Raw genomic sequence first — 26058 nt, 5'->3', positions numbered from 1 at the left:
AGCAGGACTATAGATATCAGGGAGTAAAGCTCGTGCTGGATAAACTGCGTTCACGTCTCGTACAATTTGGACCATCAATGCTGAGCGTGCCGGTCAAGCTGGCGCCGTTCGCGCTAAAACGCCAGGTGCTGGAGCAGGTCCTGAGCTGGCAGTTCCGCCAGGCGCTGCAGGACGGCGAGCTGGAGTTCCTGGAAGGCCGCTGGTTAAGCATTGAGGTGCGTGACATCGGGCTGAGCTGGTTTACCTCCGTTGAGAATGACCAGCTGATCGTACGCGAATCCGCCGACGCGGATGTGAGCTTTAGCGCCAACGCCAGCGATCTGCTGATGATCGCCGCGCGCAAGCAGGATCCGGATACGCTCTTCTTCCAGCGCCGTCTGGTGATTGAAGGCGACACGGAACTGGGCCTGTACGTGAAGAATTTAATGGATGCCATTGAGCTGGAGCAGATGCCAAAAGCGCTGCGCGTGATGTTAATGCAAATGGCAGATTTCGTTGAGGCCGGGCTGAAAACCCCGCCGGACGGTAAACACACTTCAGTAGGTGAGCCATGCTGATTCGAGTCGAAATTGGGATTGATGCGCCGGGGATCGATGCGTTATTACGCCGCGCCTTTGCGAGCGATGCCGAAGCCCAACTGGTCCACGACCTTCGCGAAGACGGCCTGATTACGCTGGGGCTGGTTGCCACCGATGACGAAGGTCAGGTGGTGGGCTATGTTGCCTTCAGTCCGGTCATCGTTCAGGGCGAAGAGCTGCAGTGGGTCGGCATGGCGCCGCTGGCGGTAGATGAAAGCTATCGCGGGCAGGGTCTGGCGCGCCAGCTGGTCTATGAAGGGCTGGATTCGCTCAATGAGTTTGGCTATGCCGCCGTTGTCACGCTGGGCGATCCGGCGTTCTATGGCCGTTTAGGCTTTGAGCAGGCCGCGCATTACGATCTGCGCTGTCGCTGGCCGGGTACGGAATCCGCTTTCCAGGTCCACCGTCTGGCGGACGACGCGCTCAACGGCGTCAACGGCCTGGTCGAGTATCACGACCATTTCAATCGCTTTTAATCAGGCTCTCGCGTAGCGCCTCAAAGGAGCCGTCTCCGGTCACGAGGCGCTCTTTCTGGCGCTTCGTCAGCTGCTTGATGCGGTATTCCAGCCTGAGCGCCAGCGAACGGTCGCCGACGGCCGCTGAGAAGGCGAGCTGTAATTCCCCTTTCCCCCGCAGCGCTTTTGCCCCTTTTCCCGTTTGATGTTGTAAAAAACGCCGCGCCACATCGGTGGTGATCCCGGTGTAGAGTGCGTTATCAGCGGTTCGGACAAGATAGAGAAACCAGCACACGGTAAACGGATTCAGTATGTTAAGGTGAACGCACCATAGCATGAGAGAGAACGAAAATGGAAACACTGGCCGCCATTAACCGCTGGCTGGCAAAGCAGCATGTTGTCACCTGGTGCGTCTATGACGAGGGGGAGATGTGGTGCGCAAATGCATTTTACTACTACGATCCTGAGCGCGTGGCTTTTTATGTCATGAGCGAAGACAAAACGCGGCATGCGCAGATGACCGGCCAGCAGGCAAAGGTCGCGGGGACGGTAAACGGCCAGCCGAAAACGGTCGCGCTGATCCGCGGCGTGCAGTTCAAAGGAGAGATCCGTCGTCTGGACGGCGAAGAGAGCGACGCGCGCCGTAAGCTCTACACGCGCCGCTTTCCCGTTGCCGCTGCGCTAAAAGCCCCGGTGTGGGAAATCCGCCTCGATGAGCTGAAATTTACCGACAACACCCTGGGCTTTGGCAAGAAGCTGAACTGGTTACGCGCCGAGCAGGCGTAGCGCTTCGCGGTTAAACGCCGGGAGATCGTCCGGGGTTCGGCTGGTGATCAGCTGGTCTTTGTCGTTGACCACCTCCTGATCGTAAAACTCAGCCCCCGCATTTTTCAGATCGATAACGATCGGTTTCACGGCGGTCAGCTTACGCCCGCGGACCACTTCTGCGCTGATGAGCAGCTGCGGGCCGTGGCAGATGGCAAAGACCGGTTTGCCGGTGGAGACAAAGTCCCGGGTGAAGGTCACGAAGCGCTCGTCCCCGCGCAGGGAATCCGGGGAATGGCCGCCGGGTAACAGCAGAGCGTCGAAATCTGAGGGACTCACGTTATCGATGGTCTCATCGATGGTTACGGTCGCCTCGCCCTTATGGCCTGTCACCGTTTTACCCGCCTCTTTCTCAATGGTGATGACCTCATGTCCCGCCTTGCGGAACGCCTCTGCTGGAGAGGTGAATTCTGAATCTTCAAACTCGTCGGTAATCAAGACTGCGATTTTCTTGCCCATGCTTCCTCCGTTGTTTTGGCTTCAGACTGATTTTTCTCCGCTTGTGGTAAATACTTACCTGTAACAGACTTCTAAGTGTGGTCGACGACGCTGAGTTCGCAAACGGACAATTCTGTAAAGGGGAAAAGATGAGTCAGGTATTGATTACGGGTGCTACCGGGTTAGTAGGCGATCATCTGCTGCGGCTGCTGATTCAGGATCGCCGCGTGAACTATATCGCCGCACCGACGCGTCGACCGCTGGCGGATATATCCGGCGTCTTTAATCCGCACGATCCTCAGCTGACCGACGCGCTGGCGCAGGTGCAGGATCCCATTGATATCGCCTTTTGCTGTCTGGGCACCACGCGGCGGGAGGCGGGCAGCAAAGAGGCATTTATCCACGCCGACTATACGCTGGTGGTGGATACCGCGCTCACGGCGAAAAAGCTGGGGGCCAAACATTTTCTGGTGGTCAGCGCGCTGGGCGCCAGTGCCGGATCGCCTTTCTTCTACAACAAGGTGAAGGGCAAGATGGAGGATGCGCTGATTGCGCAGAAATGGGAGCAGCTGACGATTGTGCGCCCTTCGATGCTGATCGGCCACCGGGACGAACGCCGGTTTAACGAGTCGATATTTGCCCCGCTGTTTCGCATTCTTCCCGGCAGCTGGAAATCCATCGAGGCACGGGACGTCGCGCGCGCGATGTTAAAAGAGGGGCTGGCCCCGTCGAAAGCGGGCGTAAACATTATCCCTTCGGCAAAACTGCGTGAAATCGCGCAGGGCGAGGCGTAAACTCCCCCGGCTAATAACCTAATACTCTCCGGGGAATGCTATGACTGGTCAGTCTTCATCTCAGGCGGCAACACCTGTTCAGTGGTGGAAGCCCGCACTCTTCTTTCTCGTGGTCATCGTTGGCCTCTGGTACGTTAAATGGCAGCCGTACTACGGCAAAGCCTTCACCGCCGCCGAAACGCACAGCATCGGTAAATCTATTCTCGCTCAGGCTGAATCCAGCCCGCTTCAGGCGGCGTGGGACTATGCCATGGTTTACTTCCTTGCCGTCTGGAAGGCCGCCGTCTTAGGCGTGATCCTGGGGTCACTGATTCAGGTGCTTATCCCGCGCTACTGGCTGGTGAAAACCCTCGGGCAGCCGCGCTTTCAGGGCACGCTGCTGGGGACGATTTTCTCTCTGCCGGGCATGATGTGTTCCTGCTGCGCCGCGCCCGTGGCCGCAGGGATGCGCCGTCAGCGCGTGTCGATGGGCGGCGCGCTGGCGTTCTGGATGGGGAACCCGCTGCTTAACCCGGCAACGCTGGTGTTTATGGGCTTTGTGCTGGGCTGGCATTTTGCGTTCATCCGTCTGGTCGCCGGGCTACTGACCGTACTGGTGGTGGCGACGCTGGTGCAAAAACTGGTGAAGGATACTGCCGCAGAACCCGCAGCCGTTGAGCTGGACGTCAGCGAGCCGCAGGGGGAATTCTTTGCGCGCTGGGGCAGGGCGCTATGGCAGCTTTTCTGGAGCACCATCCCGGTCTATATCCTGGCGGTACTGGTTCTGGGGGCGGCGCGCGTCTGGCTCTTCCCGCATGCGGATGGCGCTATCGACAACACGCTGATGTGGGTCATTGCGATGGCCGTTGCAGGCTGTATGTTTGTGATCCCAACGGCGGCGGAGATCCCGATTGTTCAGACCATGATGCTGGCCGGTATGGGCACCGCGCCGGCGCTGGCGCTGCTGATTACGCTGCCGGCGATCAGCCTGCCGTCGCTTATCATGCTGCGTAAGTCGTTCCCGGCAAAAGCGCTGTGGCTGACCGCAGGGCTGGTGGCGTTGAGCGGGGTGATGGTGGGGAGTATTGCGTTGATGTAAAAAAATCCCGGTGGCGGTGACGCTTACCGGGCCTACAAAAAAATCCCCTCAAGCGAGGGGATTTTTTTTATTTGATGTAAGTAAACGCGGTGGTGACGTGCTTCACGCCGCTCACCCGGCTAGCGATATCGGCCGCCGCTTTCCCTTCACGGTCGGTCACCAGACCCAGCAGGAACACTTCGCCGTTTTCAGTCGTCACTTTCACGTTGGAGGATTTCACCTGGTCCGAGCCCAGCAGTTGGGAACGCACTTTGGTGGTGATCCAGGTGTCAGACGATGCGGTGCCCAGGCTGACAGGCTGTCCCTGGCGCACTTCGTTGAAGACTTCTGTCGTACCTTCTACACCCATCGCAATCTGTTTGGCGCGGGAGGCGAGTTCCATGTTAGGGGCCTGGCCTGCAAGCAGCACTTTGCCCTGATAAGCCGTCACATTGATGCGCGCTTCCTTCTTGATTTGTTCGTCTTTCGACAGCGCACTGTTGACGCGCAACTCCAGCGTACCGTCATCCACCTGCGTCCCCACGGAGCGCGGATCGGTCGCTGCTTTGGTGCCCACTGCAGCGGTGCCCACAACGGCCGCAGCGATACATCCCTGAAGCAGTAATGCAGACATAAGGACTGCGAGGGTCGATAAAGCCTTCATAAGTACTCCTTAATCATCCTGGTGAGGGAAAAGCGTGTTATCGATCAAATCACATAAGCAGTTCACCGTGAGCATATGCATCTCCTGAATACGCGCGCTCCGGTGAGAAGGAATGCGGATTTCCACATCCTGCGGCCCAAGCAGACCCGCCAGCTCCCCCCCGTCATAGCCGGTTAAGGCCACGATGGTCATGTCGCGGGTGACGGCGGCTTCAACGGCTTTGACAATATCCCGGCTATTGCCGCGCGTGGAGATGGCCAGCAGCACATCTCCGGCGTGACCCAGGGCTCGCACCTGCTTTGCGTAAATTTCGTCATGCAGACGATCGTTAGCAATCGCCGTTAAGACCACATTATCGGTATTAAGTGCAATGGCGGGTAAACTCGGGCGTTCTGTTTCAAAGCGATTGATCATGCTGGCAGCAAAATGCTGTGCGTTGGCGGCTGACGTGCCGTTGCCACAACAGAGGATTTTGTTGCCATTAAGCAGGGATTGCACCAGCGTCATTGCGGCACGCGAGATAGCATCCGGAAGGGCTTCCGCCGCGGCAATCTGAGTCTGGATGCTTTCTGTGAAGCACACTTTAATTCTTTCGAGCACGTTATCCCTTTTAAATCTTAATTATGCGTCTTCGCCAAAAGCGTTTTTAAGCCATTCGATCTCATTTCCGGTGAAGGCTATCACATCGAACCGGCAATCCACAGTATCAAAGCTCCCATTATGGCGGGCAAGCCACAAGTGGGCAGTCTGTAATAATTTATGTTGTTTGGCGAGCGTCACGCTGGCGGCAGCACCGCCAAAACGGGAGGACTGTCGAAAGCGGACTTCTACAAACACGATGACCTGACCGTCTTTCATGATCAGGTCGATTTCGCCGCCGCGCCCGCGGACGTTAGCGGCGATAAAGCGCAGCCCTTTGCCTTCAAGCCAGCGACGCGCCTTTAACTCCCACGCATCGCCGGTCTCTTTACGGCTTAACTGGCCGGGACGATTTGCCCCTGCTGGTATTTGAGCCATGATAACTTCCTGTTGATCACGCAGTCCTGAGTCGCGGTCAGATCGCCGGTGTTGCCGTTAAGCTCAAAGCCCGGCACCTGACGCATCTGGGTAAAGTGGTTCGCCAGCGCCCATGCATCGACACCCATTGCATACAGACGCGCCAGCGAATAATCGTTACGTACGGTACTCAGCGCCTGCTGCATCAGCGCCGGGTTGCTGCCTGCCAGCATCGGGATTTCGCTGTACTGCAGACCGTCCATTTCCAGACGGAAATCCGGGCCTGCGGTGCCCTGCGCGCTGCGCGAGCTGGCGTAGAGCGTTGCGCCGCTCTGGCTGCCGTTACGCATCGCGATCATCGGTTTGATAAAGGCGATCTCCTGCGGCGTGGCAACGATATAGGCCGCATCCACTTTGCCGCCACCGCTAATCTGCGCATCGGTAGGTGGGGCAGGGATCGTCAGGCCGCCAATCGTCACGCCCTGCTGCTGCGGCAGGCTTGCGGTGACCGGGCTACCGTTAAGCGCGATACCCGCCCCGCCGTTTACGCCCGCGCGCAGTTCAGAGACGGAACCGAATTTCTGCTGCAGCACCACGCCGCCGCCAAGCTTCTGCCACTCATCGGCAAAGGCATTGGCCACGCGATCGCCCAGCGCGCTGCGTGGGATGAGCAGTAGCGGAGCCTGCTTACCCTGCTCGTGAATATGACGCGCCGCATCGCGGGCTTCATCTTCAGGGGAAAGCGCGAAGTAGCAAATATTGGCCCGGTTCTGAACCTGCTCAGGCTGGTTGAGCGCCAGCACGTTCAGCGTGGTATTGCTCTTCATCAGCTCTTCCACGTTGTTTTTCAGCAGCGGACCGACAACGATGCTCGCCCCGTCCTGTTGAACCTGCGCCAGAACCTGGTCAAGCGGCTGCGAGCTGGTGTCGTAAATTTTCAACTCAGCGCCCGGGTTGGCGCTGGTGGTTGCCACGGCCTGCGGCTGCGCAGCAGGTTGGGCCGCGGGTTGTGCAGGCTGCGGTTGAGGCTGTTCTGCTGTTGCGTCAGACGCTGGCGCCGATTGCGTCTCGGTCGGAGCCTGAGTAGCAGGTGCTGTAGTAGCCGGGGCTGCTGCAGCCGGTGCAGCTGAAGCCGGAGGCGTCGTCGGAGCCGTCACCGGGTTTTGCATCGTACCCTGCGCCGGCGCTTGCGCCGTGGTCAGATCGCTGGTCTCCGCTGCGGACGGGCTGATAACGTCATTCACGTTAGCCGCCTGGGCCGCCTGCGCGGGAACCGCGCTGCCGGTTACCGACGTCGTGCCGTTTTTCGCTGCTTCAAAGCCCTGCTGAATGGTACGGCCAAACACTGCCGCCTGGCCGTTGAGCGGCAGAAGCAGGGCGATTTTGCTGGTGGACGCTGGCTTAAAGTTCTGCACGTTCACCAGCTGGGTTGGCAGCATTTTCGCCCCCGGGTTTTGCGGGTAGCGCGTCTGCCAGTCCGTAATACCGGCCTTCAGCATCTTTGGATCGCTGCGGTTGTTAAACCACATTTGCTGCAGATCCAGCCAGCCCTGCAGGACGTTTTCATCGGCGTTGATGACCAGCGCCTGCGCCTGTTCCTGGGTCATAGAGGCAAGCGCTTGCCAGGTGGCATCAATATTTTTCTGCTTATCAGCACCGCCGAGCAGCGGCTCTTGCGCGACGAGGGCGCGGAGCAGCGTCAGGGAAGGACGCCCCTGCTCCGCGGTAATGCCCGCCTGCCAGAAGCGAGCCTGCTGATTTTTATCCAGCGCGCTCACGTCAATATCCCCGAGGATCTTCTTCGCGGCGGCGTAATCTTTCAGCGCGACCTTCAGCTCGGCAGAGAGCAGGCTCTGCTCACGACGCTGGGCGTCGTTAAGATCTTTTGGCAACTGGTTAAACAGTTCGGCTGCCTGCTGGGTTTTACCCTCTTTCAGCAGTGCACGAATGGCGAGTAATTGCCAGTTGGTCTTGGTATCATTTGAACTCTGCGACATTTGTTGCAGATAAAAGCCAGAATCAGCCTGAGCAGAACCCTGAAGATGGGCGGTGCTCTGGTCAGGTGCCTGGGTGCCACAGCCTGCAAAGATCAGGGCTGCCAGCAGAAGAGGCACGCTGCGCGTGGCTTTTTTTCGAAGAAACGTTAACGGTACCATACTGTATCCAGTGATTTTTTTTACGCAATGCTCAATATTAAATCGGCAATACGGACGAAACAATGAAACAACACGAAACGGCAGATAATTCTCAAGGCCAGCTTTATATTGTACCTACTCCTATCGGGAATTTGTCTGATATTACCCAACGTGCGCTCACCGTACTGCAAGCTGTTGATTTAATTGCTGCTGAAGATACCCGCCACACCGGCTTACTGCTGCAACATTTCGCGATTAATGCCCGTTTGTTTGCTCTGCACGATCACAATGAGCAACAAAAAGCCGAAACGCTGGTGGCGAAGCTGAAAGAGGGACAGAACATTGCCCTGGTCTCCGATGCCGGTACGCCGCTGATCAACGATCCCGGCTATCACCTGGTGCGTACCTGTCGTGAAGCCGGTATTCGCGTTGTGCCGCTGCCGGGGCCGTGCGCTGCCATTGCTGCGCTGAGCGCGGCGGGTCTGCCGTCTGACCGTTTCTGCTATGAAGGTTTCCTGCCAGCCAAATCCAAAGGCCGTCGCGACGTGTTAAAAGACCTGGAAGCGGAACCGCGCACCCTTATTTTTTACGAATCCACGCACCGCCTGCTGGAAAGCCTGGAAGACATGGTGACCGTCTGGGGAGAAGCCCGCTACGTGGTGCTGGCGCGCGAGCTGACCAAAACCTGGGAAACCATTCACGGTGCCCCAGTGGGTGAACTGCTGGCGTGGGTGAAGGAAGACGAAAACCGCCGCAAGGGCGAAATGGTGCTGATTGTCGAAGGGCATAAGGCGCAGGAAGACGCGCTCCCTGCCGACGCGCTGCGCACGCTGGCGCTGCTGCAGGCGGAACTGCCGCTGAAGAAGGCCGCTGCGCTGGCGGCGGAAATTCACGGCGTGAAGAAAAATGCGCTGTATAAACATGCGCTGGAGCAGCAGGGGGAGTAATCCCCTGCCGCCTGTTTTGCCGGGTGGCGGCTGCGCCTGACCCGGCCTGCAGATCGTTATGCGTCTTTTAGCTAACTGGCACCGCCTCAAACACCAGCGTTTCCAGCGGCTGCAGCGTAATCACCACCGCGTTTTTATACTCCTCCGGTACGGTTGAATTACTGCCGTACACCGCTTTCAGACGAAACTGCGCCGCGTTCCCTGTCGGGATTTCAAAATCTTTCGTCAAATCCAGGTAGTAGCTTTGCGGTTTATCCGACGGGTTACGCAAGCCGAGAATCGCTTTGTCCTTGCTCCAGGATGCCCAGCCGTAAACCTGCAGCGCGGTTGGATCGCCACCAATCCAGTGCGTATCCACCAGCACGCCGGCGTTTTCCCGCGACCACTTCGCGGCCCGCGCCAGGGTATCCCACTTCGCCTTGTTCAGCATTGAAGGGGTGATATACAGCTCCTGCAGCTGCGTGCCGGTCACGAAGTAGCTCCAGACCTGATCGGCAAAGTCGCTGTCCGTTTGCACCTTCTCCAGCCCGTAATAGGCGTTTTCCGCGCTGATGATCCCGTGATACATCAACGAGTTCAGCGGGAACAGCGGCCCTTTGCGAACAATGGAGCGGTACGTTTCCGCATCGCGGTAGGTCATCCACTGCTGAACCGGCGTGCCGGGGCCGTACAGGTTGATGTCATCGCCCTGCCGCCAGATGGAATCAGCGTAGAACAGCCAGGACGGGCTGGCGTTGGTACCGGTCGTCAGGTTAATAAACAGATTCGGGTTGGCGCTTCGCATGTTGTGTAGCAGAGCGATAGAGGCGTCAAAATCCGAGGCGAACGGGCTGCCCTTAATATGCGAATTGGCATTACCCATCCCGTCCAGCTTGAACGAGGTAATGTGTTCGTTTTTAATAAGCTTAACGATCTGCTCATTGAAGTTTTTAAAATAGTTTGGACCTGACAGCGCCAGCTTCCCGTCTACCGTTTCGAAACCGTACTCTTTTGCATGCGAGACGCGAGTGTCGCGCGGTTTGTTATATCCACCCCACGGCGAGAGCCACAGTCCAACCGAGCTGTGCATGCTGTCGGCTTTTTCCCGAACTTTGCCAAAACCGTTGCTGAATGCCGGGCCAAACAGCCAGCGTCCGGTCAGGTCATCCCAGCCATCGTCAAGCAGGAACGCATTCAGCGCCACGCCGCGCCCGGTGATAAATTCCTTATTCCATTCATCCATCCGCCCCAGCACGTCCTGCTCGGAGTAGGGCGTAAAGAAGCCGATATCCATCCAGCTGTTGTAGTGTAAATAGGGCTTATACGGACGCGGGCGGACGGCATCAATAAACTGGTTTACGCTGCGGCGCAGCTGGCTGGTCTCCGGGAAGGTGCCGAACCAGGTGGTAAAGCTGACCGGCGACTCTGGCTGAATCGGCGTTTTCAGCTCTACGTTGAGATTGGTGGTCGCTTCATAGGCGTAAGTGTTAACGATGGGCTTGTCCGGCAGAATAAAGAACGAGTCTGCGACGATCGGCGAGCTGTTAATCGCCCCGTCTACGTAAGGTGCCTGAGCCTGCTTTTTGGTCGGGAAGAAGGTAATTTTCGCCACGTCTCGCGGCTGACCAACGGCGGCAACGGTGTAGTCGATGCTGGCGTATTTCCCCTTCACCAGGTTCAGCTTTACCGTTACGTTAAAGTCCGGATGGGTGAAATCGATGACCAAGCCGCTGTCCTGCTTTTCGACATGCTTGATTTTAAAATCAGCGGTGTGGATTTTCGTCTCGTCCGGCAGCGTCAGGAAGAACAGCTCCTGCGGCGTGAGCGGATGGTTAGCCCTGGTGTCCTTAACCACTACCGTTGAGTTTGCATCATCAAATGACAGAGCAATATTGTCGTTACCGAGCGCGTAGTTCGCGGCCACAGCGCTATGGGAAACGCACATGGCCAGCACTGAGAGTGCGAGGATTTTTTTCATCAGCGTAAGCTCCTTTTTAATCAGGCTTCTGCCGGAAGCAGCAATCGGTTTGCCGATCCGCAAACGGCGATCTTGCTTCTGACCACCTCTTTCATGGCGTCCATGCCGACCCGCATATAGAAGCGCGGATCGTTGCCCTGCGGGTTTTCGGCAAACCAGGCCTTAACCGCGTCAGAGAAAGCAATCTTCAGCTCGGTCGCCACGTTGACTTTGCACACGCCCAGCTCTATGGTGCGGCGAACAAACTCATCCGGCACATCGCTCGCGCCGTGCAGCACCAGCGGCACGGTGACCACTTCACGGATTTCCGCCAGCCGCTGGAAGTCGATTTTCGGGCGTTTGGTATACAGGCCGTGCGCGGTGCCGATGGCGACGGCAAGGCTATCGACACCGGTTAGCTCAACAAAGCGCTTCGCCTCCTGAGGATCGGTCAAAAATGCACTTTCCGCATCCACGCTCATGTCATCTTCCACACCGCCCAGGCGGCCCAGTTCGGCCTCTACGCTGCAGTCGTTGAGGTGGCAGAAATCGACCACCGACTTCACCAGCTTCACGTTTTGTTCAAACGGGTAGTGGCTGCCGTCGATCATCGCGCTGCGCACGCCCGCGTTGACCTTGCGGCGAATATCGTCCAGCGATTCGTGGTGATCGAGGTGCAGCGCCAGCGGCATGTCGTAGGTGTGGGAGTAGGCGCTGCACAGGGCGTAGATCTCTTCCAGCGCAATATGCTTAAAGGTGCCCGGCGTGCCCGCGAGGATCACCGGCGATCGCATTTCGCTGCACGCTTCGAGGATCGCCTGGATCGTCTCCGCGTTGTGGATGTTGAACGCCGGAACGGCGTAGCCTTTTGCCTGCGCGTCCTGCAGAAGATATTTCGTCGAGATAATACTCATAATCAGATCCTCTTAAGCCTGCCACGGATGAATAACGACGCCCTGCACCACGCGGTTGACCGTCCCGCTGGCCGATGGCGTATCGGGCGTAATGCCTGCGCTAAGCGACTGGGTGAGCGCAAAGACCTGGGCATACATCAGGAAGCAGAACGCCTGTTCCATATCGATAAACGGACGTGAAGGCGGCAGCAGAATGTGCGGACCCGCTTCAATGACCGGATCGTTTTCAGCGGCGATGGCGACGACGCGCAGGGCCTGGCGATCGCGGCGCAGCTCGGCCAGCAGATCCAGATCGTACTGACGCGTATATGGATGGCTGGAGATGAACACCACCACCAGCGTTTCATTGTCGACCAGCGACTTCGGCCCGTGACGGAAGCCCGTAGGGGAGTCGTAAAATGCCGCCAGCTTGCCCGCCGTCAGCTCCAGCACCTTCAGCGCCGATTCGCGCGCCGCGCCCTGCAGGCCGCCGCTTCCCAGATACACGATCCGTTTCCACGGTTCGCTGCCAAAGACGCCGTGGCTGAAATCCCCGAGCGAGGTGAGGATCGCCTGACAGCGATCGGCGACGTCGCGGAAGGTGTGGCTATTGATCGTTTCCGGGGCGAACACGGACAGACAGCTCGCCATCATGGTGGTGATGCTGCTGGTCATCGCGAACCCGCGATCGTGCGTTTCGGCAGGCATCAGCAGGGCAAAGGCGTTATCGCTGTCGACGGCGTTCTGGTACAGGCTCCCCGCCTCGTTGCAGGTAATGGACAGGTGATAGCACTCCGGCACGAACTGGTTTGCCAGCTCAACGGCCGCGACGCTTTCCGGACTGTTGCCGGAGCGGGCAAACGAAACCAGCAGCAGCGGGTGCCCAGGGCTGAAGTAGTCCATCGGGTTCGTGACCAGATCGGTTGTCGGGATGGCGGTGAAGTTTTTCCCGGTGTGGCTTGAAAGCCATGGCGCAATGATATCGCCGATAAAGGCGGACGTGCCCGCGCCGGTCAGGACGATCCGCAGATCGCGCTTGCGCAGCAGCGGCGTCAGGAAACTGTCGATCGAAGCACGCAGGTTATCGATGTTGTTGAGCGAACGGATCCAGCTGGCAGGCTGCTGGCGGATCTCTTCCTCGGTCCAGGTGCCGGTTGCGGTGGCGGTAGTGGTTTGTGGCATAACTCAGTCCTTAGTCGTGTGAATTCCACATCAGACGCTGGCAATCGTGTCGCTATCTTTCGTTTCGTTTCACTTGTTCACTTAAGCAGTTAAATAAAATCTATAGAAAAGAAATCGAAACTTCAATGAAAGAAAAGAAATAAAACGAAAAGTGTGATCGTGAAAGGAAAGGGAAAGTTTAAGGAAAGGAAAAGAAAGGCCTTACGGTTTCAGGCCGTAAAGCCAAAAGGAGACACAATGAAAGGGCTAAAGGGGAAGAGCCTGGCCCTGAATCCAGATCCGCTGGAGGTGTAAACCTCCGTCCAGCGCAATAATATTGGCGCGTTTGCCCGGGGCTAAGGATCCAAGCTGACCGTCAACGCCTAGCAGCCGGGCAGGGTGCAGCGAGGCCATATGGATCGCCTCTTCGGCTGTTACGCCCGCATACTCCACCATATTTCTGACCGCGGCATCCAGCGACAGCGTGCTGCCCGCCAGCCCGCCGGAGCCGGTTCGAACCACGCCGTTTTGCATCGTGACCTCTTCACCGCACAGGGTATACCGACCGTCCGGCATACCTGCCGCCTGCATGGCATCGGTAATCAGCACCACGCGATCCTGAGCGCAGCAGCAGCATAAGCGCATCGCCCCCGGATGGACGTGGTGGCCGTCGGCAATCAGCTCCAGCCACGCCCGTTTGTCCGTCAGCCCTGCGCCGACCATGCCGGGCTCTCTGTGGTGCAAACCCGTCATACCGTTGTAGCAGTGCACTAGCCCGTCGGCACCCGCATCAAACGCGGCGAGAGTTTGCCGGAAGGTGGCAGCGCTGTGGCCCAACATCACGCGTATGCCGCGCTGTTTAAGATGATGAATCGCCTGTAGCGCGCCGGGTTTTTCCGGCGCGAGCGCCACCACACGTAGCGTGCTCTGTGAAACGTCAATCAGCCTGTTCAGCTCGGCGATATCCAGCTCCCGGAACAGCTCGGGCGGATGCGCCCCTTTGTTCTGGGGCGTAAAGTACGGTCCCTCCAGATAGCTGCCCAGGATCTGCGCGCCGGGGCCGCCGGACTGACTGCGCCGGGCGATACGCATCAGTGCGCTGTGGATGGCTTCCATCGGCGCGGTCACGGTGGTGGGCAGAAATGCGCCCACGCCTTCACGCGCTTTATGCATCGCCAGAGTGTCCAGCACGTCAGGCGCATCATCCATGACGTCCACGCCCGCGCCGCCGTGGACGTGCGTATCGATATACGCCGGGCAAAGCAGCTCCGCATCGCGCGCCGTAACGCCCGCCGGGATGGGTTCAATCACCGCAACCGCGCCGCTTTCAATGCGTAGCTGGTGGTCGTCCAGCCAGCCCTGTTCGGTAAGGATCCGTCGCGCGCGCAGCAGCTGGCTCATATCCCTTCCTCAGCCGAGGCTTCCTCGCTACAGCGCCCCAGCTCGTCGACCAGGCTCGTCAGGCCGCGGTGCCCGCACTCCAGCGCCTGCAGACGAAACGCCTCGCTGCTTAATCCGTCGCGCTCCAGCACCATCTCCAGCAGCAGCTGCAGGTTGGTGCCGGTGATGACTTCACTGCCCGGCCGTTGCATCGCGAGCGTTGACGCCACGCGGAACGGCGTGCCGCCGAGCAGGTCGGTGAGAAACACAATATCGTGCTGCGCATCGAGTTCGCTTACCGCCTGCTCAAGCTGAGCGGTCAGCCGCGCGGTGGTGGAGGTTTCCGGAAAATCGATGGCGATAAACTGCGGCTGTTCGCCCAGGATCTGCTTCATCGCCTGCTCAAGCCCGCTGGCAAAACCGCCGTGACCCGTCAAAATAATGCCTAACATCGCAACCTCTTTGCTTTTACAGGAAGTGACAGAATTTACCGACAACGCCCAGCAGCACGGTGATACCGATCAGCCGCAGCGGGCTCCAGCCGCGGCGTACCAGCCAGAACATGGTCAGGGTGTAGACCAGCGGCAGGAACGCGGGCATCAGCTTGTCGATGACGTCGGCCTGCAGTTTGACGACCGCATCACCCGCCTTGATTTCGAGCGTGGTATTGAGGCGGACGTAGGCTGCCACCAGCGCGCCGATCACCGTCATCCCCACGATAGACGCCGCGTGGCCGACCTTTTTGGTGTTGGCTTTAATCAGCGGAATGGCCGCGACGCCCATCCGGTAAGCGTAGTGCGCCAGGCCAAAGCGCAGGCCGAGGTGTACCACGTTAAACAGCACCATAAAGACCACCGCGCCCAGAATCGATCCCTGCAGCGCCAGGCTGGCACCAATACCGCCGCAGATGGGCAGCAGGGTCAGCCAGAACATGGCGTCGCCAATACCGCCAAGCGGCGCGCCGACGGCAATTTTGGTGCTCTGGATGCTGTTCACATCCTGCTTGGATCGCTCCATCGCCAGAATGATGCCGATAACAAAGGTCACCAGGAACGGGTGGGTGTTAAAGAAGCCCATATGGCCTTTCATCGCCCGCGCCAGGTCCCGCTTGTTGGTGTGGATCTTTTTCAACGCGGGCAGCACCCCGTACAGCCAGCCGGAGGCCTGCATACGTTCGTAGTTAAACGAGGCCTGCAGCAGCATGGAACGCCAGGCCACGCGGTTGATATCCTTTTTCGTCAGCTCGGCACCGATGTTCTGGTCTTCGTAGACGTTTTCATTCACGCCGGTCAGCAGCGTCTCTTCGCTTTCAGACACGCCCGGCAGGGTGGTGTGGTTAGATGCCATCTTCGAATTCCTCTTTCTGAGCTGCGGGAGCCGTCGGTTCAGGTGATTTACGCATCAGGTCGATCAGCGCCATGGCCAGCGCGGCCGCCGCAATCGCCAGCACCGGAAGCTTGAGCCAGGCGGCGGCGACAAAACCGATAATGAAGTAAGGGATGTAGACGTTTTTCATCATGATCTTCAGCAGCACGGCGAAGCCAATGGCTGGCATGATGCCGCCCGCGACGCCGAGGCCGTCAATCAGACGCGCTGGCAGAACGTCAATGGCGGTTTTCGCATGTTCCGCACCGAAGTAGATTGGCAGGAACGCGCACAGAAAATAGAAGATGCCGAGCGCCAGCAGCGCAAGATAGTTAACCCGTTCAATGCCGTTGGTGTCTGCATTGGCCGCCATGCGATCGCAGCGCGACATGACGCCGGACATCACCGAGAAGAGGAACGTAATCCCCATCTGCACCGCCACGGCAAACGGCACGGCGACGCCAACCGCGACTTCTGGCTTCACGCCGGTGCTGATGGCAAATGCGGTCCCCACGATGGTGCCGATAATGACGTTAGGCGGCTGGGCACCGGCGAGCGGGGCCAGCCCCATCCAGACCAGCTCTAACGTACCGCCGGTCAAAATGCCGGTGTGCAGATCGCCCAGAATCAGGCCGACCAGCGGCCCGAGCACCACCGGGCGGTGCATGTGCGTTAACCCGTTAAACATATCCAGACCGGCGATAAAGGCGAGTATGCCCAACCCCAGCGCCTGCAACAGACTGATTTCCATTGTGAATCCCTCAGAGCAGTTTAAAGAGATCCAAAGCAGTTTCTGTTGGAACGCCCTGAACGAAGCATTCCACACCGGCCGCTTTCAGGCCGTTGAACGCGTCAATATCGTTCGCGTCGACAGAGACCGTTTTGGCAATTTGTTGTTTGCCACTGGCGTAGTGCATATTTCCGACGTTGATACGGGTGATGGGTACGCCACCCTCAACCAGCTTCAGAAAATCGGCGGGTGATTTGCAGACCAGCAGGATTTTCTGGCGGTCAGCGGCGCGGTGAATGTTGTCGATGACCTTTTGCAGCGACCAGAAGCGCACGGCGATCCCTTCCGCGAGCACCATTTCCATCAGGTTCTGTTGAACCGGATCCTCAGCGACCTCGTCGTTAGCGACCAGCACCAGGTTTGCCCCCGCAAACCCCACCCACTGCACGCCCACCTGACCGTGGATCAGGCGTTCGTCGATGCGGCATAAGACAATGTTTGGCATAGCGTTTTCCTCTTTTTTAATTATGCGTCTTGAGTCGTTACGCCTTCGCAGGCGGCGTGGTACTGCTGGAGTATGTCCTGAATGTGGTCGATGATGAGTTCCCGTGGCGTTGACTTGAGAGCGCCCTCGCGAACTTTGCTGTACTGCAGCGGCAGGTACTGGCTGATCAGCGGCAGGGGAACAGGCTCGTCTGCCAGGTTACGCACCAGCCGTGCAAAGGCGTCGTCAATTTGGCTGTCAGGCCAGTAGTAGCGCACGCGGTCAGAGTAGCTGTAGCCGCGCGCCAGGCGACGCGCGTTGCCGTCACCGTGGTAATGGCTTTGCCAGTATTCCGGGCGGTCGAGCATGACGTTTTCCAGCACGTGACGCAGGCCGGAGCTGGCTTTTGCCGGCAGCAGCTCCTCTTCAATGGCGGCCAGCGAGAACAGCGCCTCGCGCAGGGCGAAGGTCAGGGCGGGGCCAACTTTCAGAATGGCAAAGTGATCGTTAACCAGCTGGCGCAGCGCCTGCGGCGTCTGGTAGTCGGTGGAATGCGCTTCAAACACCAGCGTATCGTAGGCTTCAACCATTTTGCTCAGGGCCACGGCTTTCTGCGGCTGATAGTCGCAGACGTGCGCGTGGTCGAACTCCACGCCAGGCTGGACCACCAGGCCAATAATGCGCGGCCAGATGTCGCTTAAGCCTTCCTTTTCGAACGCGTGGCGGTGCGCTTCAAGCGTGGCGCGGGCCGCGTCCGGCGTGGTGACGGCAAGTTCGGTGAGCGTCTCGTGCGCGCCGCCGGGAACCGGCACTTCCGTGCCGATAACGTAGACCAGATCGGATTCACCAAACTGCTCGCGACAGGTCGCTTCGGCAATTTTCGCCAGGCGTGCGGCGCGTCCGGCGACGAGCTCGTCGGTCAGGGGAACCGGGTCGTCCTCGCAGGACATGCTGCAGTCCAGGTGGATCTTTTTGAATCCGGCGGAAACATAGCTTTTGATCAGATCGTCAGCATTTGCCATCGCCTGTTCCGCAGGGAGATTTTGCCAGCGGTTAGGGCCCAGATGATCGCCGCCGAGGATCAGTTGTGACGTCGGAAAACCGAGCGACTCGGCCAGCCGGCAGACAAACGCGTGAAAATCCGCAGGCGTCATGCCGGTATAGCCGCCAAATTGATCCACCTGGTTGGAGGTCGCCTCGATCAGCAGCGGCGTCTGATGCGAATGCGCGTAACGAATGGCAGCTTCAAGTACCAGCGGATGTGCGGAGCAGACGGCATAGATCCCGTTCGAATTCCCTCGTTTATGTTGTTCCACCATTTCTGTCAGATGTTTCACTTTCCTCTCCATTTCGGATGGTAATGATACTTGTCTTTCGTTTTGTTTCATTTAATCCTGCATCATGGTGATATAAAAATAAAACGAAAGATAATAGTTTTCCGATCTGTTTCACAAAAGAAACATAATGAAAGGTTTCAGCGCAGTGTTGGCTTGCGTCTGTACGTAAGGCGGGACTTGCATTCCCGAAAAAGAAAGGCCTTAATAGGCAAAACGAAATGAAACGAAAGACTATTTATTAAGGAGCTCGTATGAGCAGCACCGATTCATCCGCGGAAAAGCGCATCACCGGCACCAGTGAAAGGCGAGAGCAGATCATTCAGCGGTTGCGGGCGCAGGGAAGCGTGCAGGTTAACGATCTGTCTCATCTGTACGGCGTATCGACGGTGACGATCCGCAACGACCTGGCGTTTCTGGAGAAGCAGGGTATTGCCGTTCGCGCCTACGGCGGGGCTTTGATTTGCGAAGGCAATGTACCGGGCGCTGAGCCTTCCGTGGAGGATAAAAGCTCGCTGAATACGGCGGTGAAGCGCAGTATCGCGCAGGCCGCTGCCGCGCTGGTTAAACCCGGGCACCGTATTATTCTGGACTCCGGCACCACGACGTATGAAATCGCCCGCATGCTGCGCCAGCACACGGACGTGATTGCGATGACCAACGGGATGAACGTGGCGAATGCGTTGCTGGAAGCGGAAGGGGTGGAATTGCTGATGACCGGCGGGCACCTGCGCCGTCAGTCGCAATCCTTCTACGGTGACCAGGCAGAACAGTCGCTACAGAATTACCATTTTGACCTGCTGTTCCTCGGCGTTGACGCCATCGATCTCGACCGTGGCGTAAGTACGCATAACGAAGACGAAGCACGACTGAACCGCAAAATGTGCGAGGTTGCGGAGCGTATTATCGTTGTCACGGACTCCAGCAAATTTAACCGCTCAAGCCTGCATAAAATCATTGATACGCAAAGGATTGATATGATTATTGTCGATGAAGGCATTCCGGCGGAGAGCCTGGACGGGCTGCGGAAAAGCGGGATTGAGGTGGTGCTGGTTTAAGGGGGCTTTCCCCTCACCCTAACCCTCTCCCCATAGGGGAGAGGGGACCGTTCGGTGCGGTTGGGAATATGAATCACGTCACCGGTGCCGGGTTGAACACCGCCAGCTGATTATGTAATCCCCATTGATCCGAGAAGGTTTTCTTCCGCCCGCTGGCGACATCCAGAATGAAGTGGAACAGTTTCCAGCCCACGTCCTCAATGCTCTCTTCCCCGGTGGCGATAGTGCCCGCGTTGATATCCATTAAGTCATACCAGCGGTTTGCCAGCTCGGTGCGGGTCGCCATCTTGATCACCGGTACCGCCATCAGGCCGTACGGCGTGCCGCGCCCGGTGGTAAAGACCTGCACCGTAATGCCGGATGCCACCTGCTGCGTGCCGCAGACGAAATCGCTGGCCGGCGTTGCCGCGTAGATCAGGCCGCGTTTCGTCGGGCGCTGGCCCGGAGAGAGCACTTCCACAATCGCGCTTTGGCCGGATTTGGCAATCGACCCGAGGGCTTTTTCCACTACGTTGGCCAGGCCGCCTTTTTTGTTCCCCGGTGAGGGATTTGCGCTGCGGTCGGTTTTGCCCATATCAAGATAGCTATCGTACCAGGCCATTTCCTCGAGCAGGCGCTTGCCGACCTCTTCATTAACGGCGCGTGGCGTGAGCAGATGGATGGCGTCACGCACTTCGGTCACCTCGGAGAACATCACCGTGGCGCCGCAGCGCACAAGCAGATCGGACGCATAGCCCACCGCCGGGTTGGCCGTCACGCCGGAGAAGGCATCGCTGCCGCCGCACTGTGTTCCCACTACCAAATCAGACGCCGGGCAGGTTTCGCGCTGGCGCTTGTTGAGCTTGTCCAGATGGCGTTCAGCCACCTGCAGGATATCGTCGACCATTGAGCGGAAACCCACGTGGTGCTCGTCCTGCAGACGCACGATGCTGGCCTCGTCTGCCGGAATGGCTTTCACATCTTCGGTGCCCTGCAGCAGGCGCTCTGGCTGCAATTTTTCACACCCCAGACCGATGACCATCACCTCGCCGCCAAAGTTTGGGTTCAGGGCGATATTGTGGATGGTACGGATAGGCACTACGGCAGCGGGGGCGTTAATCGCCACGCCGCAGCCGTAGAGGTGGTTCAGGCCCACCACGCCGTCGACGTTCGGGTATTTCGGCAGCAGATCGCGTTCGATGATTTTCACCACGTAATCCACTACGCCCGCCACGCAGTGCACGCTGGTGGTAATGCCGAGCAGATTCTTGGTGCCGACGCTGCCGTCCGCGTTGCGGTAGCCTTCGAAGGTATAGCCCTCCAGCGGAGGAAGCGGTTCCGGCACGCGGGTCGCCAGAGGAAGCGTGTTTAGCGGCGGCGCTTCCGGCAGCGCCACCAGCGACTCCTCAACCCAGCTTCCCTGTGGTATAGAGCGAACGGCATAGCCGATGACTTCACCGTAACGTACGATTTCGCTGTTAGCAGGGATATCCACCAGGGCGACTTTATGTCCCTGCGGAATATGCTCAATTAGTTCCAGCCCGTCCGGGAAGCGGGTGCCCGCTTTTAAGCCATTGTCGTTGACAATAATCGCCACATTATCGGTGTCGTGGACTTTTATATAAAACGCCGTCGGCGATGCCTGTCGAATTTCAATGTCGGCCATTGTTCAGTATTCTCCAGCAAAGTGTCTGATAATAAATTCAGCCAATTTTCTAATGGTAGAAATAAATACGCGGCTTTCAGAAATAAAGCATGTCAGCATAGGGGATATGAAAATGTGATCGCGATCGCTCCAGAAACAGTAATGCCTGATTCTGTGCATTAGCGCCCAGCGCCTTGTGCATATGCAAAAAAAATTTATCGAAGTGTAACGCAATACTTGAGCATTAAAACAATGTGCGGTTGTGGATTGCGTCTTATACTGAATGACGATTTTATAACGCCAAAATACGTCAGAATAATAAATATAATGCTGGTGCGGTGTCTGAATAAATAAAGTGATGCTGATATAGGCTGCGGAATTAAAAAGGTAAATACGATGAGTAATGATATCTTCCCGAATAAATTTAAAGCGGCCCTCGCGGCACACCAGATTCAGATTGGCTGCTGGTCCGCGCTGGCAAACCCTATCAGCACCGAAGTGCTGGGCCTGGCCGGTTTTGACTGGCTGGTGCTGGACGGCGAACATGCTCCGAACGATATCAGCACCTTTATTCCACAGCTGATGGCGCTGAAAGGCAGCCCCAGCGCCCCGGTAGTGCGCGTGCCCACCAACGAGCCGGTGATTATCAAGCGCCTGCTGGATATCGGTTTCTACAACTTCCTGATCCCGTTTGTGGAGACGGAAGAACAAGCGGCCCTGGCCGTAGCCTCAACGCGCTATCCGCCAGAAGGGATCCGCGGCGTTTCCGTTTCGCATCGCGCCAATATGTTTGGCACGGTGCCGGACTACTTCGCGCAGTCCAACAGCAACATCACCATTCTGGTTCAGATCGAGAGCCAGCAGGGCGTTGATAACGTTGACGCGATTGCCGCCACAAACGGCGTGGACGGGATCTTCGTCGGCCCAAGCGATCTGGCTGCCGCCTTTGGCCATCTGGGTAACGCCAGCCACCCTGACGTGCAGCGCGCGATCCAGCACATCTTTGCCCGCGCTAAAGCTCACGGCAAACCGTGCGGCATTCTGGCGCCGGTTGAGGCTGATGCCCGTCGCTATCTGGAGTGGGGAGCCACGTTTGTAGCCGTCGGCAGCGACCTCGGCGTATTCCGCTCGGCCACGCAGAAATTAGCCGACGCTTTTAAAAAATAACCATCATTGAGGAAACAGATTATGACGCTGAAAGTGGGTTTTATTGGCCTGGGCATCATGGGTAAACCAATGAGTAAGAACCTCATCAAAGCGGGTTACTCACTGGTGGTATCCGATCACAATCCGCAGGCCGTGGCAGAGGTGATAGCGGCTGGCGCTGAAACGGCTACCACCGCGAAGGCCATTGCCGAGCAGTGCGATGTTATTATCACCATGCTGCCAAACTCACCGCATGTTAAAGAAGTTGCGCTGGGTGAGAACGGCATTATCGACGGTGCGAAGCCGGGCCTGGTGTTGATTGATATGAGCTCTATTGCACCCCTCGCAAGCCGTGAAATCAGCGAGGCGTTAAAAGCGAAGGGCGTCGATATGCTGGATGCACCGGTCAGCGGCGGTGAGCCGAAAGCGATCGACGGCACGCTGTCGGTGATGGTCGGCGGCGATAAAGCCGTGTTTGATAAATACTATGACCTGATGAAAGCGATGGCGGGCTCCGTGGTGCATACCGGGGACATCGGGGCGGGTAACGTGACCAAGCTGGCAAACCAGGTGATTGTGGCGCTGAACATTGCCGCCATGTCCGAAGCGCTGACGCTGGCAACCAAAGCGGGCGTCAACCCGGATCTGGTCTATCAGGCCATTCGCGGTGGTCTGGCGGGCAGTACCGTGCTGGATGCCAAAGCGCCGATGGTCATGGATCGTAATTTCAAACCCGGTTTCCGCATCGACCTGCATATCAAAGATCTGGCCAACGCGCTGGATACGTCACACGGCGTAGGGGCACAGCTGCCTCTGACCGCGGCGGTCATGGAGATGATGCAGGCGCTGCGTGCGGATGGCCTGGGCACGGCTGACCACAGCGCGATTGCGTGCTACTACGAAAAACTGGCAAAGGTGGAAGTGGCGCGTTAATCACGCCTTGCCCACACCTGAGGGTGACAGCGGCGCGCAAACCCTCTATACTGCGGGCCGAAGCTGACCAGACAGTCGCCGCTTCGTCGTCGTCCCTTTTGGGGGAGACGGGCGGAGGGGAGGAAAGTCCGGGCTCCATAGGGCAGGGTGCCAGGTAACGCCTGGGGGGGAAACCCACGACCAGTGCAACAGAGAGCAAACCGCCGATGGCCCGCGCAAGCGGGATCAGGTAAGGGTGAAAGGGTGCGGTAAGAGCGCACCGCGCGGCTGGTAACAGTCCGTGGCACGGTAAACTCCACCCGGAGCAAGGCCAAATAGGGGTTCACATGGTACGGCCCGTACTGAACCCGGGTAGGCTGCTTGAGCCAGTGAGCGATTGCTGGCCTAGATGAATGACTGTCCACGACAGAACCCGGCTTATCGGTCAGCTTCAACTTCTTAAAAAACCCCGCCTCGGCGGGGTTTTTGCTTTCCGGGTGTTGCTGGACGGGTAAGCGCAGCGCCGGACAAACGACATCAATTCTCATATTTGCGACATTAAGCACATTTCACTGCTTTTGTGCCTTTCGTATCGATCCTGTACCTGTATACGATCGCCATCACAAAATTTCGCGCTAAAAAACACACGATTTTTAGTATTGATAATTTGTTATGTTTGTTACTTTTATGATCGCGAATCTTTTCTCGTTTGATATGCATATATTGAAATCAAATACATTTCTCCCGTGAATATGTGACGAATTCCACTCTTTTCCGCAGACCTGAAAATTTGCATCGGAAAAATTTAATAAATTGAAAGAATGTTTCAAACAAATAGCGGTTATTTATTGGCCTTTAATTGCCTGAAAGATCGTCTTTATTGATTTTTTTAATGCTGAGAAATTTATCAAGGTTATCGCCATAAAATAAATTTATTACTACTGCTTTTATTGATCGATATCAGCGTAATGGTGTGGTTGTATTTATTCATGTTATTGATAACAAATGTGTTTTTTGGTTGTTGTTGTTCCTGTGAAGCGTGCGGAAAAGCAAATTGTGAGTGACAGCACATACCCCCTTAAACACTATTAGGTAGAATCCGCTCCGTCATAGGGAAATAAGCGCAGAATATTATGAACACTATTATTCTACCGAAAACACAGCACCTCGTGGTATTTCAGGAAGTCATTAAAAGTGGCTCCATAGGTTCTGCAGCAAGACAGCTTGGCCTGACGCAACCCGCCGTCAGCAAAATCATCAGCGATATTGAGTCCTACTTCGGCGTGGAAGTGATGGTGCGTAAAAACACCGGCGTAAAACTCACTGCCGCGGGTCAGGTTCTGCTCTCGTACTCAGAGTCGATCACCCGCGAAATGAAAAACATGGTGAGTGAGATTAACAGCCTGAGTTTCAGCACCGTTATGGACGTCTCCTTTGGCTACCCGTCGCTGATCGGCTTTACCTTCCTGTCCGAGATGATCAAAAAATTCAAGGAAGTGTTCCCGAAAGCACGCGTCTCGATGTATGAAGCCCAGCTCTCCTCTTTCCTTCCGGCCATTCGCGACGGTCGTCTGGATTTCGCTATCGGCACGCTAAGCGATGAAATGCTGCTGCAGGATCTGCACGTCGAACCGCTGTTTGAGTCCGAGTTTGTGCTGGTCGCCAGCAAAACGCGAACGTGCACCGGCCCGACGACACTGGCATCGCTCACGCACGAGCAGTGGGTGATGCCGCAAACCGATATGGGCTACTACAAAGAACTTCTGACTACTCTGCAAAACAACCACATCAGCATCGAAAACATCGTCCAGACTGATTCCGTCGTCACCATTTATAACCTCGTGCTGAATGCCGATTATCTGACGGTCATTCCCCGCGACATGATTGCCCCGTTCGGTTCCGACCAGTTTATCGTGCTGCCCGTGGAAGATGAATTACCCGTAGCGCGTTATGCCGCCGTGTGGTCAAAAAATTACAGGATTAAAAAATCGGCGTCAGTATTAGTTGAGCTGGCAAAACAGTATTCGTCGATGAATATCGAAAGACGACGATGAATAATAAGTAATTATTTTAAAAACATCCAGAGCTTATCTCTGTAACGCTCTGATACCCTGACTTTGCCTGAAAAGAATGAATTATTATAACGAGGATATTATGCATATTACCTACGATCTCCCGGTAACGATTGAAGATATTCAGGACGCCAGAAAACGACTGGCAGGAAAAATATATAAAACCGGTATGCCGCGCTCGAATTATCTTAGCGAACGCTGCAAGGGCGAAATATTCCTGAAGTTTGAGAACATGCAGCGTACCGGCTCGTTTAAGATCCGCGGCGCGTTTAACAAATTAAGCTCGCTGACCGACGCTGAAAAACGCAAAGGCGTTGTCGCCTGCTCCGCGGGGAACCACGCGCAGGGTGTGTCCCTCTCCTGCGCGATGCTCGGCATCGACGGCAAAGTGGTGATGCCGATGGGCGCGCCGAAGTCTAAAGTGGCCGCGACGCGCGACTACTCGGCGGAAGTTGTGCTGCACGGCGAGAACTTCAACGACACCATTGCCAAAGTCAGCGAAATCGTCGAGATGGAAGGGCGTATTTTTATTCCGCCATACGATGATGCCAAAGTGATCGCCGGGCAGGGCACCATCGGTCTGGAAATTCTCGAAGATTTATACGACGTGGATAACGTTATTGTGCCTATCGGCGGCGGCGGTTTAATTGCCGGGATTGCGACGGCAATTAAATCCATCAACCCCACCATTAATATCATCGGCGTGCAGTCAGAAAATGTTCACGGCATGGCGGCATCGTATCAGGCCGGAGAAATAATGAGCCATCGCGTTACCGGCACGCTGGCCGATGGCTGTGATGTTTCTCGTCCCGGTAATTTACCGTTCGAAATTGTTCGCGAGCTGGTTGATGACATTGTGCTGGTCAGCGAAGACAACATTCGCGACAGCATGATCGCGCTTATTCAGCGTAATAAAGTGGTGACGGAAGGTGCCGGCGCGCTGGCCTGTGCCGCGTTATTAAGCGGCAAGCTCGATCGCTATATTCAGGGTCGTAAAACCGTCTGCATTATTTCCGGTGGCAATATCGATCTCTCCCGTGTTTCCCAAATTACCGGCTTCGTTGACGCATAAAG

General features: G+C 56.9%; 27 protein-coding genes and 1 other RNA gene. 12 read left to right on the top strand and 16 right to left on the bottom strand.

Features of this window, described 5'->3' with window-relative positions; translation table 11 throughout:
• Positions 1-32 precede the first annotated feature (32 nt).
• Both DEO48_RS17260 and DEO48_RS17255 read left to right on the top strand, forming a co-directional pair.
• Entirely contained in the window at positions 33-557 is a 525-nt protein-coding gene (locus DEO48_RS17260; RefSeq protein ID WP_109845828.1) for an SCP2 domain-containing protein, read from the top strand.
• Positions 551-1054 carry a GNAT family N-acetyltransferase gene (locus tag DEO48_RS17255; RefSeq protein ID WP_023309324.1) on the top strand — a complete coding sequence of 168 codons (504 nt, stop codon included), beginning with the start codon at positions 551-553 and terminating at the stop codon, positions 1052-1054. The genes DEO48_RS17260 and DEO48_RS17255 overlap by 7 nt, the downstream gene beginning before the upstream one ends.
• Here the strand turns inward: DEO48_RS17255 and DEO48_RS17250 are convergent.
• Complete coding sequence (locus tag DEO48_RS17250; protein ID WP_023309323.1) at positions 1041-1370, bottom strand: GIY-YIG nuclease family protein; 330 nt, start codon at positions 1368-1370, stop codon at positions 1041-1043. The genes DEO48_RS17255 and DEO48_RS17250 overlap by 14 nt on opposite strands.
• A 14-nt stretch (positions 1371-1384) precedes the next feature.
• Here DEO48_RS17250 and DEO48_RS17245 point away from each other — a divergent pair, with 14 nt between their 5' ends.
• On the top strand, positions 1385-1819 hold the full coding sequence (locus tag DEO48_RS17245; RefSeq protein WP_109845827.1) for a YhbP family protein: 435 nt from the start codon (positions 1385-1387) through the stop codon (positions 1817-1819).
• Here the strand turns inward: DEO48_RS17245 and DEO48_RS17240 are convergent.
• Positions 1799-2317, bottom strand: coding sequence for a type 1 glutamine amidotransferase domain-containing protein (locus DEO48_RS17240; protein WP_023333577.1), 519 nt, complete (start codon positions 2315-2317; stop codon positions 1799-1801). The genes DEO48_RS17245 and DEO48_RS17240 overlap by 21 nt on opposite strands.
• Before the next feature lie 128 nt (positions 2318-2445).
• Between DEO48_RS17240 and DEO48_RS17235 the strand changes: the two genes are divergently transcribed.
• Positions 2446-3090, top strand: coding sequence for an NAD(P)H-binding protein (locus DEO48_RS17235; RefSeq protein WP_109845826.1), 645 nt, complete (start codon positions 2446-2448; stop codon positions 3088-3090).
• A gap of 40 nt (positions 3091-3130) precedes the next feature.
• Positions 3131-4168 carry a permease gene (locus DEO48_RS17230; protein ID WP_109845825.1) on the top strand — a complete coding sequence of 346 codons (1038 nt, stop codon included), beginning with the start codon at positions 3131-3133 and terminating at the stop codon, positions 4166-4168.
• Positions 4169-4235: 67 nt separating this feature from the next.
• On the opposite strand, the gene dolP is transcribed toward DEO48_RS17230, so the two are convergent.
• Genes dolP through DEO48_RS17210 form a run of 4 tightly spaced genes read right to left on the bottom strand, consistent with a single transcriptional unit; the run spans position 4236 to position 7963 of the window.
• Positions 4236-4811 carry a division/outer membrane stress-associated lipid-binding lipoprotein gene (dolP, locus tag DEO48_RS17225; RefSeq protein ID WP_028017061.1) on the bottom strand — a complete coding sequence of 192 codons (576 nt, stop codon included), beginning with the start codon at positions 4809-4811 and terminating at the stop codon, positions 4236-4238.
• 9 nt (positions 4812-4820) lie between these two features.
• Positions 4821-5411, bottom strand: coding sequence for a DnaA initiator-associating protein DiaA (diaA, locus tag DEO48_RS17220; RefSeq protein ID WP_003861754.1), 591 nt, complete (start codon positions 5409-5411; stop codon positions 4821-4823).
• 21 nt (positions 5412-5432) lie between these two features.
• Complete coding sequence (locus tag DEO48_RS17215; protein ID WP_028014533.1) at positions 5433-5828, bottom strand: YraN family protein; 396 nt, start codon at positions 5826-5828, stop codon at positions 5433-5435.
• On the bottom strand, positions 5786-7963 hold the full coding sequence (locus DEO48_RS17210; protein WP_109845824.1) for a penicillin-binding protein activator: 2178 nt from the start codon (positions 7961-7963) through the stop codon (positions 5786-5788). The genes DEO48_RS17215 and DEO48_RS17210 overlap by 43 nt, the downstream gene beginning before the upstream one ends.
• Before the next feature lie 62 nt (positions 7964-8025).
• Here DEO48_RS17210 and rsmI point away from each other — a divergent pair, with 62 nt between their 5' ends.
• Positions 8026-8889, top strand: coding sequence for a 16S rRNA (cytidine(1402)-2'-O)-methyltransferase (rsmI, locus tag DEO48_RS17200; RefSeq protein WP_023309315.1), 864 nt, complete (start codon positions 8026-8028; stop codon positions 8887-8889).
• Positions 8890-8956: 67 nt separating this feature from the next.
• Here rsmI and DEO48_RS17195 read toward each other — a convergent pair whose 3' ends face one another.
• The 9 genes from DEO48_RS17195 to kbaZ form a co-directional block, all read right to left on the bottom strand.
• Positions 8957-10846 (bottom strand): enterotoxin, encoded by a 1890-nt coding sequence (locus DEO48_RS17195; protein ID WP_109845823.1) that lies wholly within the window; start codon positions 10844-10846, stop codon positions 8957-8959.
• 20 nt (positions 10847-10866) lie between these two features.
• Positions 10867-11739, bottom strand: a complete 873-nt coding sequence (kbaY, locus tag DEO48_RS17190) for a tagatose-bisphosphate aldolase subunit KbaY (protein ID WP_045134778.1) — start codon at positions 11737-11739, stop codon at positions 10867-10869.
• A 12-nt stretch (positions 11740-11751) separates the two neighbouring features.
• Positions 11752-12900 (bottom strand): SIS domain-containing protein, encoded by a 1149-nt coding sequence (locus tag DEO48_RS17185; RefSeq protein ID WP_109845822.1) that lies wholly within the window; start codon positions 12898-12900, stop codon positions 11752-11754.
• 246 nt (positions 12901-13146) lie between these two features.
• Positions 13147-14280, bottom strand: a complete 1134-nt coding sequence (gene nagA, locus DEO48_RS17180) for an N-acetylglucosamine-6-phosphate deacetylase (protein WP_109845821.1) — start codon at positions 14278-14280, stop codon at positions 13147-13149.
• A complete protein-coding gene (agaF, locus tag DEO48_RS17175; protein WP_109845820.1) occupies positions 14277-14711 on the bottom strand; it encodes a PTS galactosamine/N-acetylgalactosamine transporter subunit IIA in 435 nt (144 codons plus the stop codon). Before agaF ends, nagA begins: the two co-directional genes overlap by 4 nt.
• A 16-nt stretch (positions 14712-14727) precedes the next feature.
• The gene (agaE, locus tag DEO48_RS17170) at positions 14728-15606 is read right to left on the bottom strand and encodes a PTS N-acetylgalactosamine transporter subunit IID (protein ID WP_109845819.1); all 879 of its coding nucleotides are present in this window, start codon (positions 15604-15606) and stop codon (positions 14728-14730) included.
• On the bottom strand, positions 15596-16375 hold the full coding sequence (gene agaW, locus DEO48_RS17165) for a PTS N-acetylgalactosamine transporter subunit IIC (RefSeq protein WP_023309308.1): 780 nt from the start codon (positions 16373-16375) through the stop codon (positions 15596-15598). Before agaW ends, agaE begins: the two co-directional genes overlap by 11 nt.
• A gap of 10 nt (positions 16376-16385) precedes the next feature.
• The gene (gene agaV, locus DEO48_RS17160) at positions 16386-16859 is read right to left on the bottom strand and encodes a PTS N-acetylgalactosamine transporter subunit IIB (RefSeq protein ID WP_023309307.1); all 474 of its coding nucleotides are present in this window, start codon (positions 16857-16859) and stop codon (positions 16386-16388) included.
• A 20-nt stretch (positions 16860-16879) separates the two neighbouring features.
• Complete coding sequence (kbaZ, locus tag DEO48_RS17155) at positions 16880-18175, bottom strand: tagatose-bisphosphate aldolase subunit KbaZ (RefSeq protein ID WP_231106844.1); 1296 nt, start codon at positions 18173-18175, stop codon at positions 16880-16882.
• Between the two features lie 251 nt (positions 18176-18426).
• Between kbaZ and DEO48_RS17145 the strand changes: the two genes are divergently transcribed.
• Entirely contained in the window at positions 18427-19230 is an 804-nt protein-coding gene (locus DEO48_RS17145; protein ID WP_045355424.1) for a DeoR family transcriptional regulator, read from the top strand.
• A 73-nt stretch (positions 19231-19303) separates the two neighbouring features.
• Here DEO48_RS17145 and garD read toward each other — a convergent pair whose 3' ends face one another.
• A complete protein-coding gene (gene garD, locus DEO48_RS17140) occupies positions 19304-20875 on the bottom strand; it encodes a galactarate dehydratase (RefSeq protein ID WP_109845818.1) in 1572 nt (523 codons plus the stop codon).
• 375 nt (positions 20876-21250) lie between these two features.
• On the opposite strand from garD, the gene garL reads away from it, so the two are divergent.
• The 5 genes from garL (at position 21251) to tdcB (ending at position 26056) form a co-directional block, all read left to right on the top strand.
• A complete protein-coding gene (gene garL, locus DEO48_RS17135) occupies positions 21251-22021 on the top strand; it encodes a 2-dehydro-3-deoxyglucarate aldolase (protein WP_109845817.1) in 771 nt (256 codons plus the stop codon).
• 21 nt (positions 22022-22042) lie between these two features.
• Positions 22043-22933 (top strand): 2-hydroxy-3-oxopropionate reductase, encoded by an 891-nt coding sequence (gene garR / locus DEO48_RS17130; protein WP_109845816.1) that lies wholly within the window; start codon positions 22043-22045, stop codon positions 22931-22933.
• 59 nt (positions 22934-22992) lie between these two features.
• Positions 22993-23369, top strand: an RNA gene (gene rnpB / locus DEO48_RS17125) — RNase P RNA component class A.
• A gap of 676 nt (positions 23370-24045) precedes the next feature.
• Complete coding sequence (gene tdcA, locus DEO48_RS17120) at positions 24046-24966, top strand: transcriptional regulator TdcA (protein WP_109845815.1); 921 nt, start codon at positions 24046-24048, stop codon at positions 24964-24966.
• Positions 24967-25066: 100 nt separating this feature from the next.
• On the top strand, positions 25067-26056 hold the full coding sequence (tdcB, locus tag DEO48_RS17115; RefSeq protein WP_109845832.1) for a bifunctional threonine ammonia-lyase/L-serine ammonia-lyase TdcB: 990 nt from the start codon (positions 25067-25069) through the stop codon (positions 26054-26056).
• Positions 26057-26058 lie beyond the last annotated feature (2 nt).

Source organism: Enterobacter sp. CGMCC 5087 (genome assembly GCF_003144775.1).
Taxonomy (GTDB): Bacteria; Pseudomonadota; Gammaproteobacteria; order Enterobacterales; family Enterobacteriaceae; genus Enterobacter; species Enterobacter cloacae_M.
The sequence above is the reverse complement of the archived record's forward strand: the minus strand, read 5'-3'. Positions and strand labels throughout refer to the sequence as shown.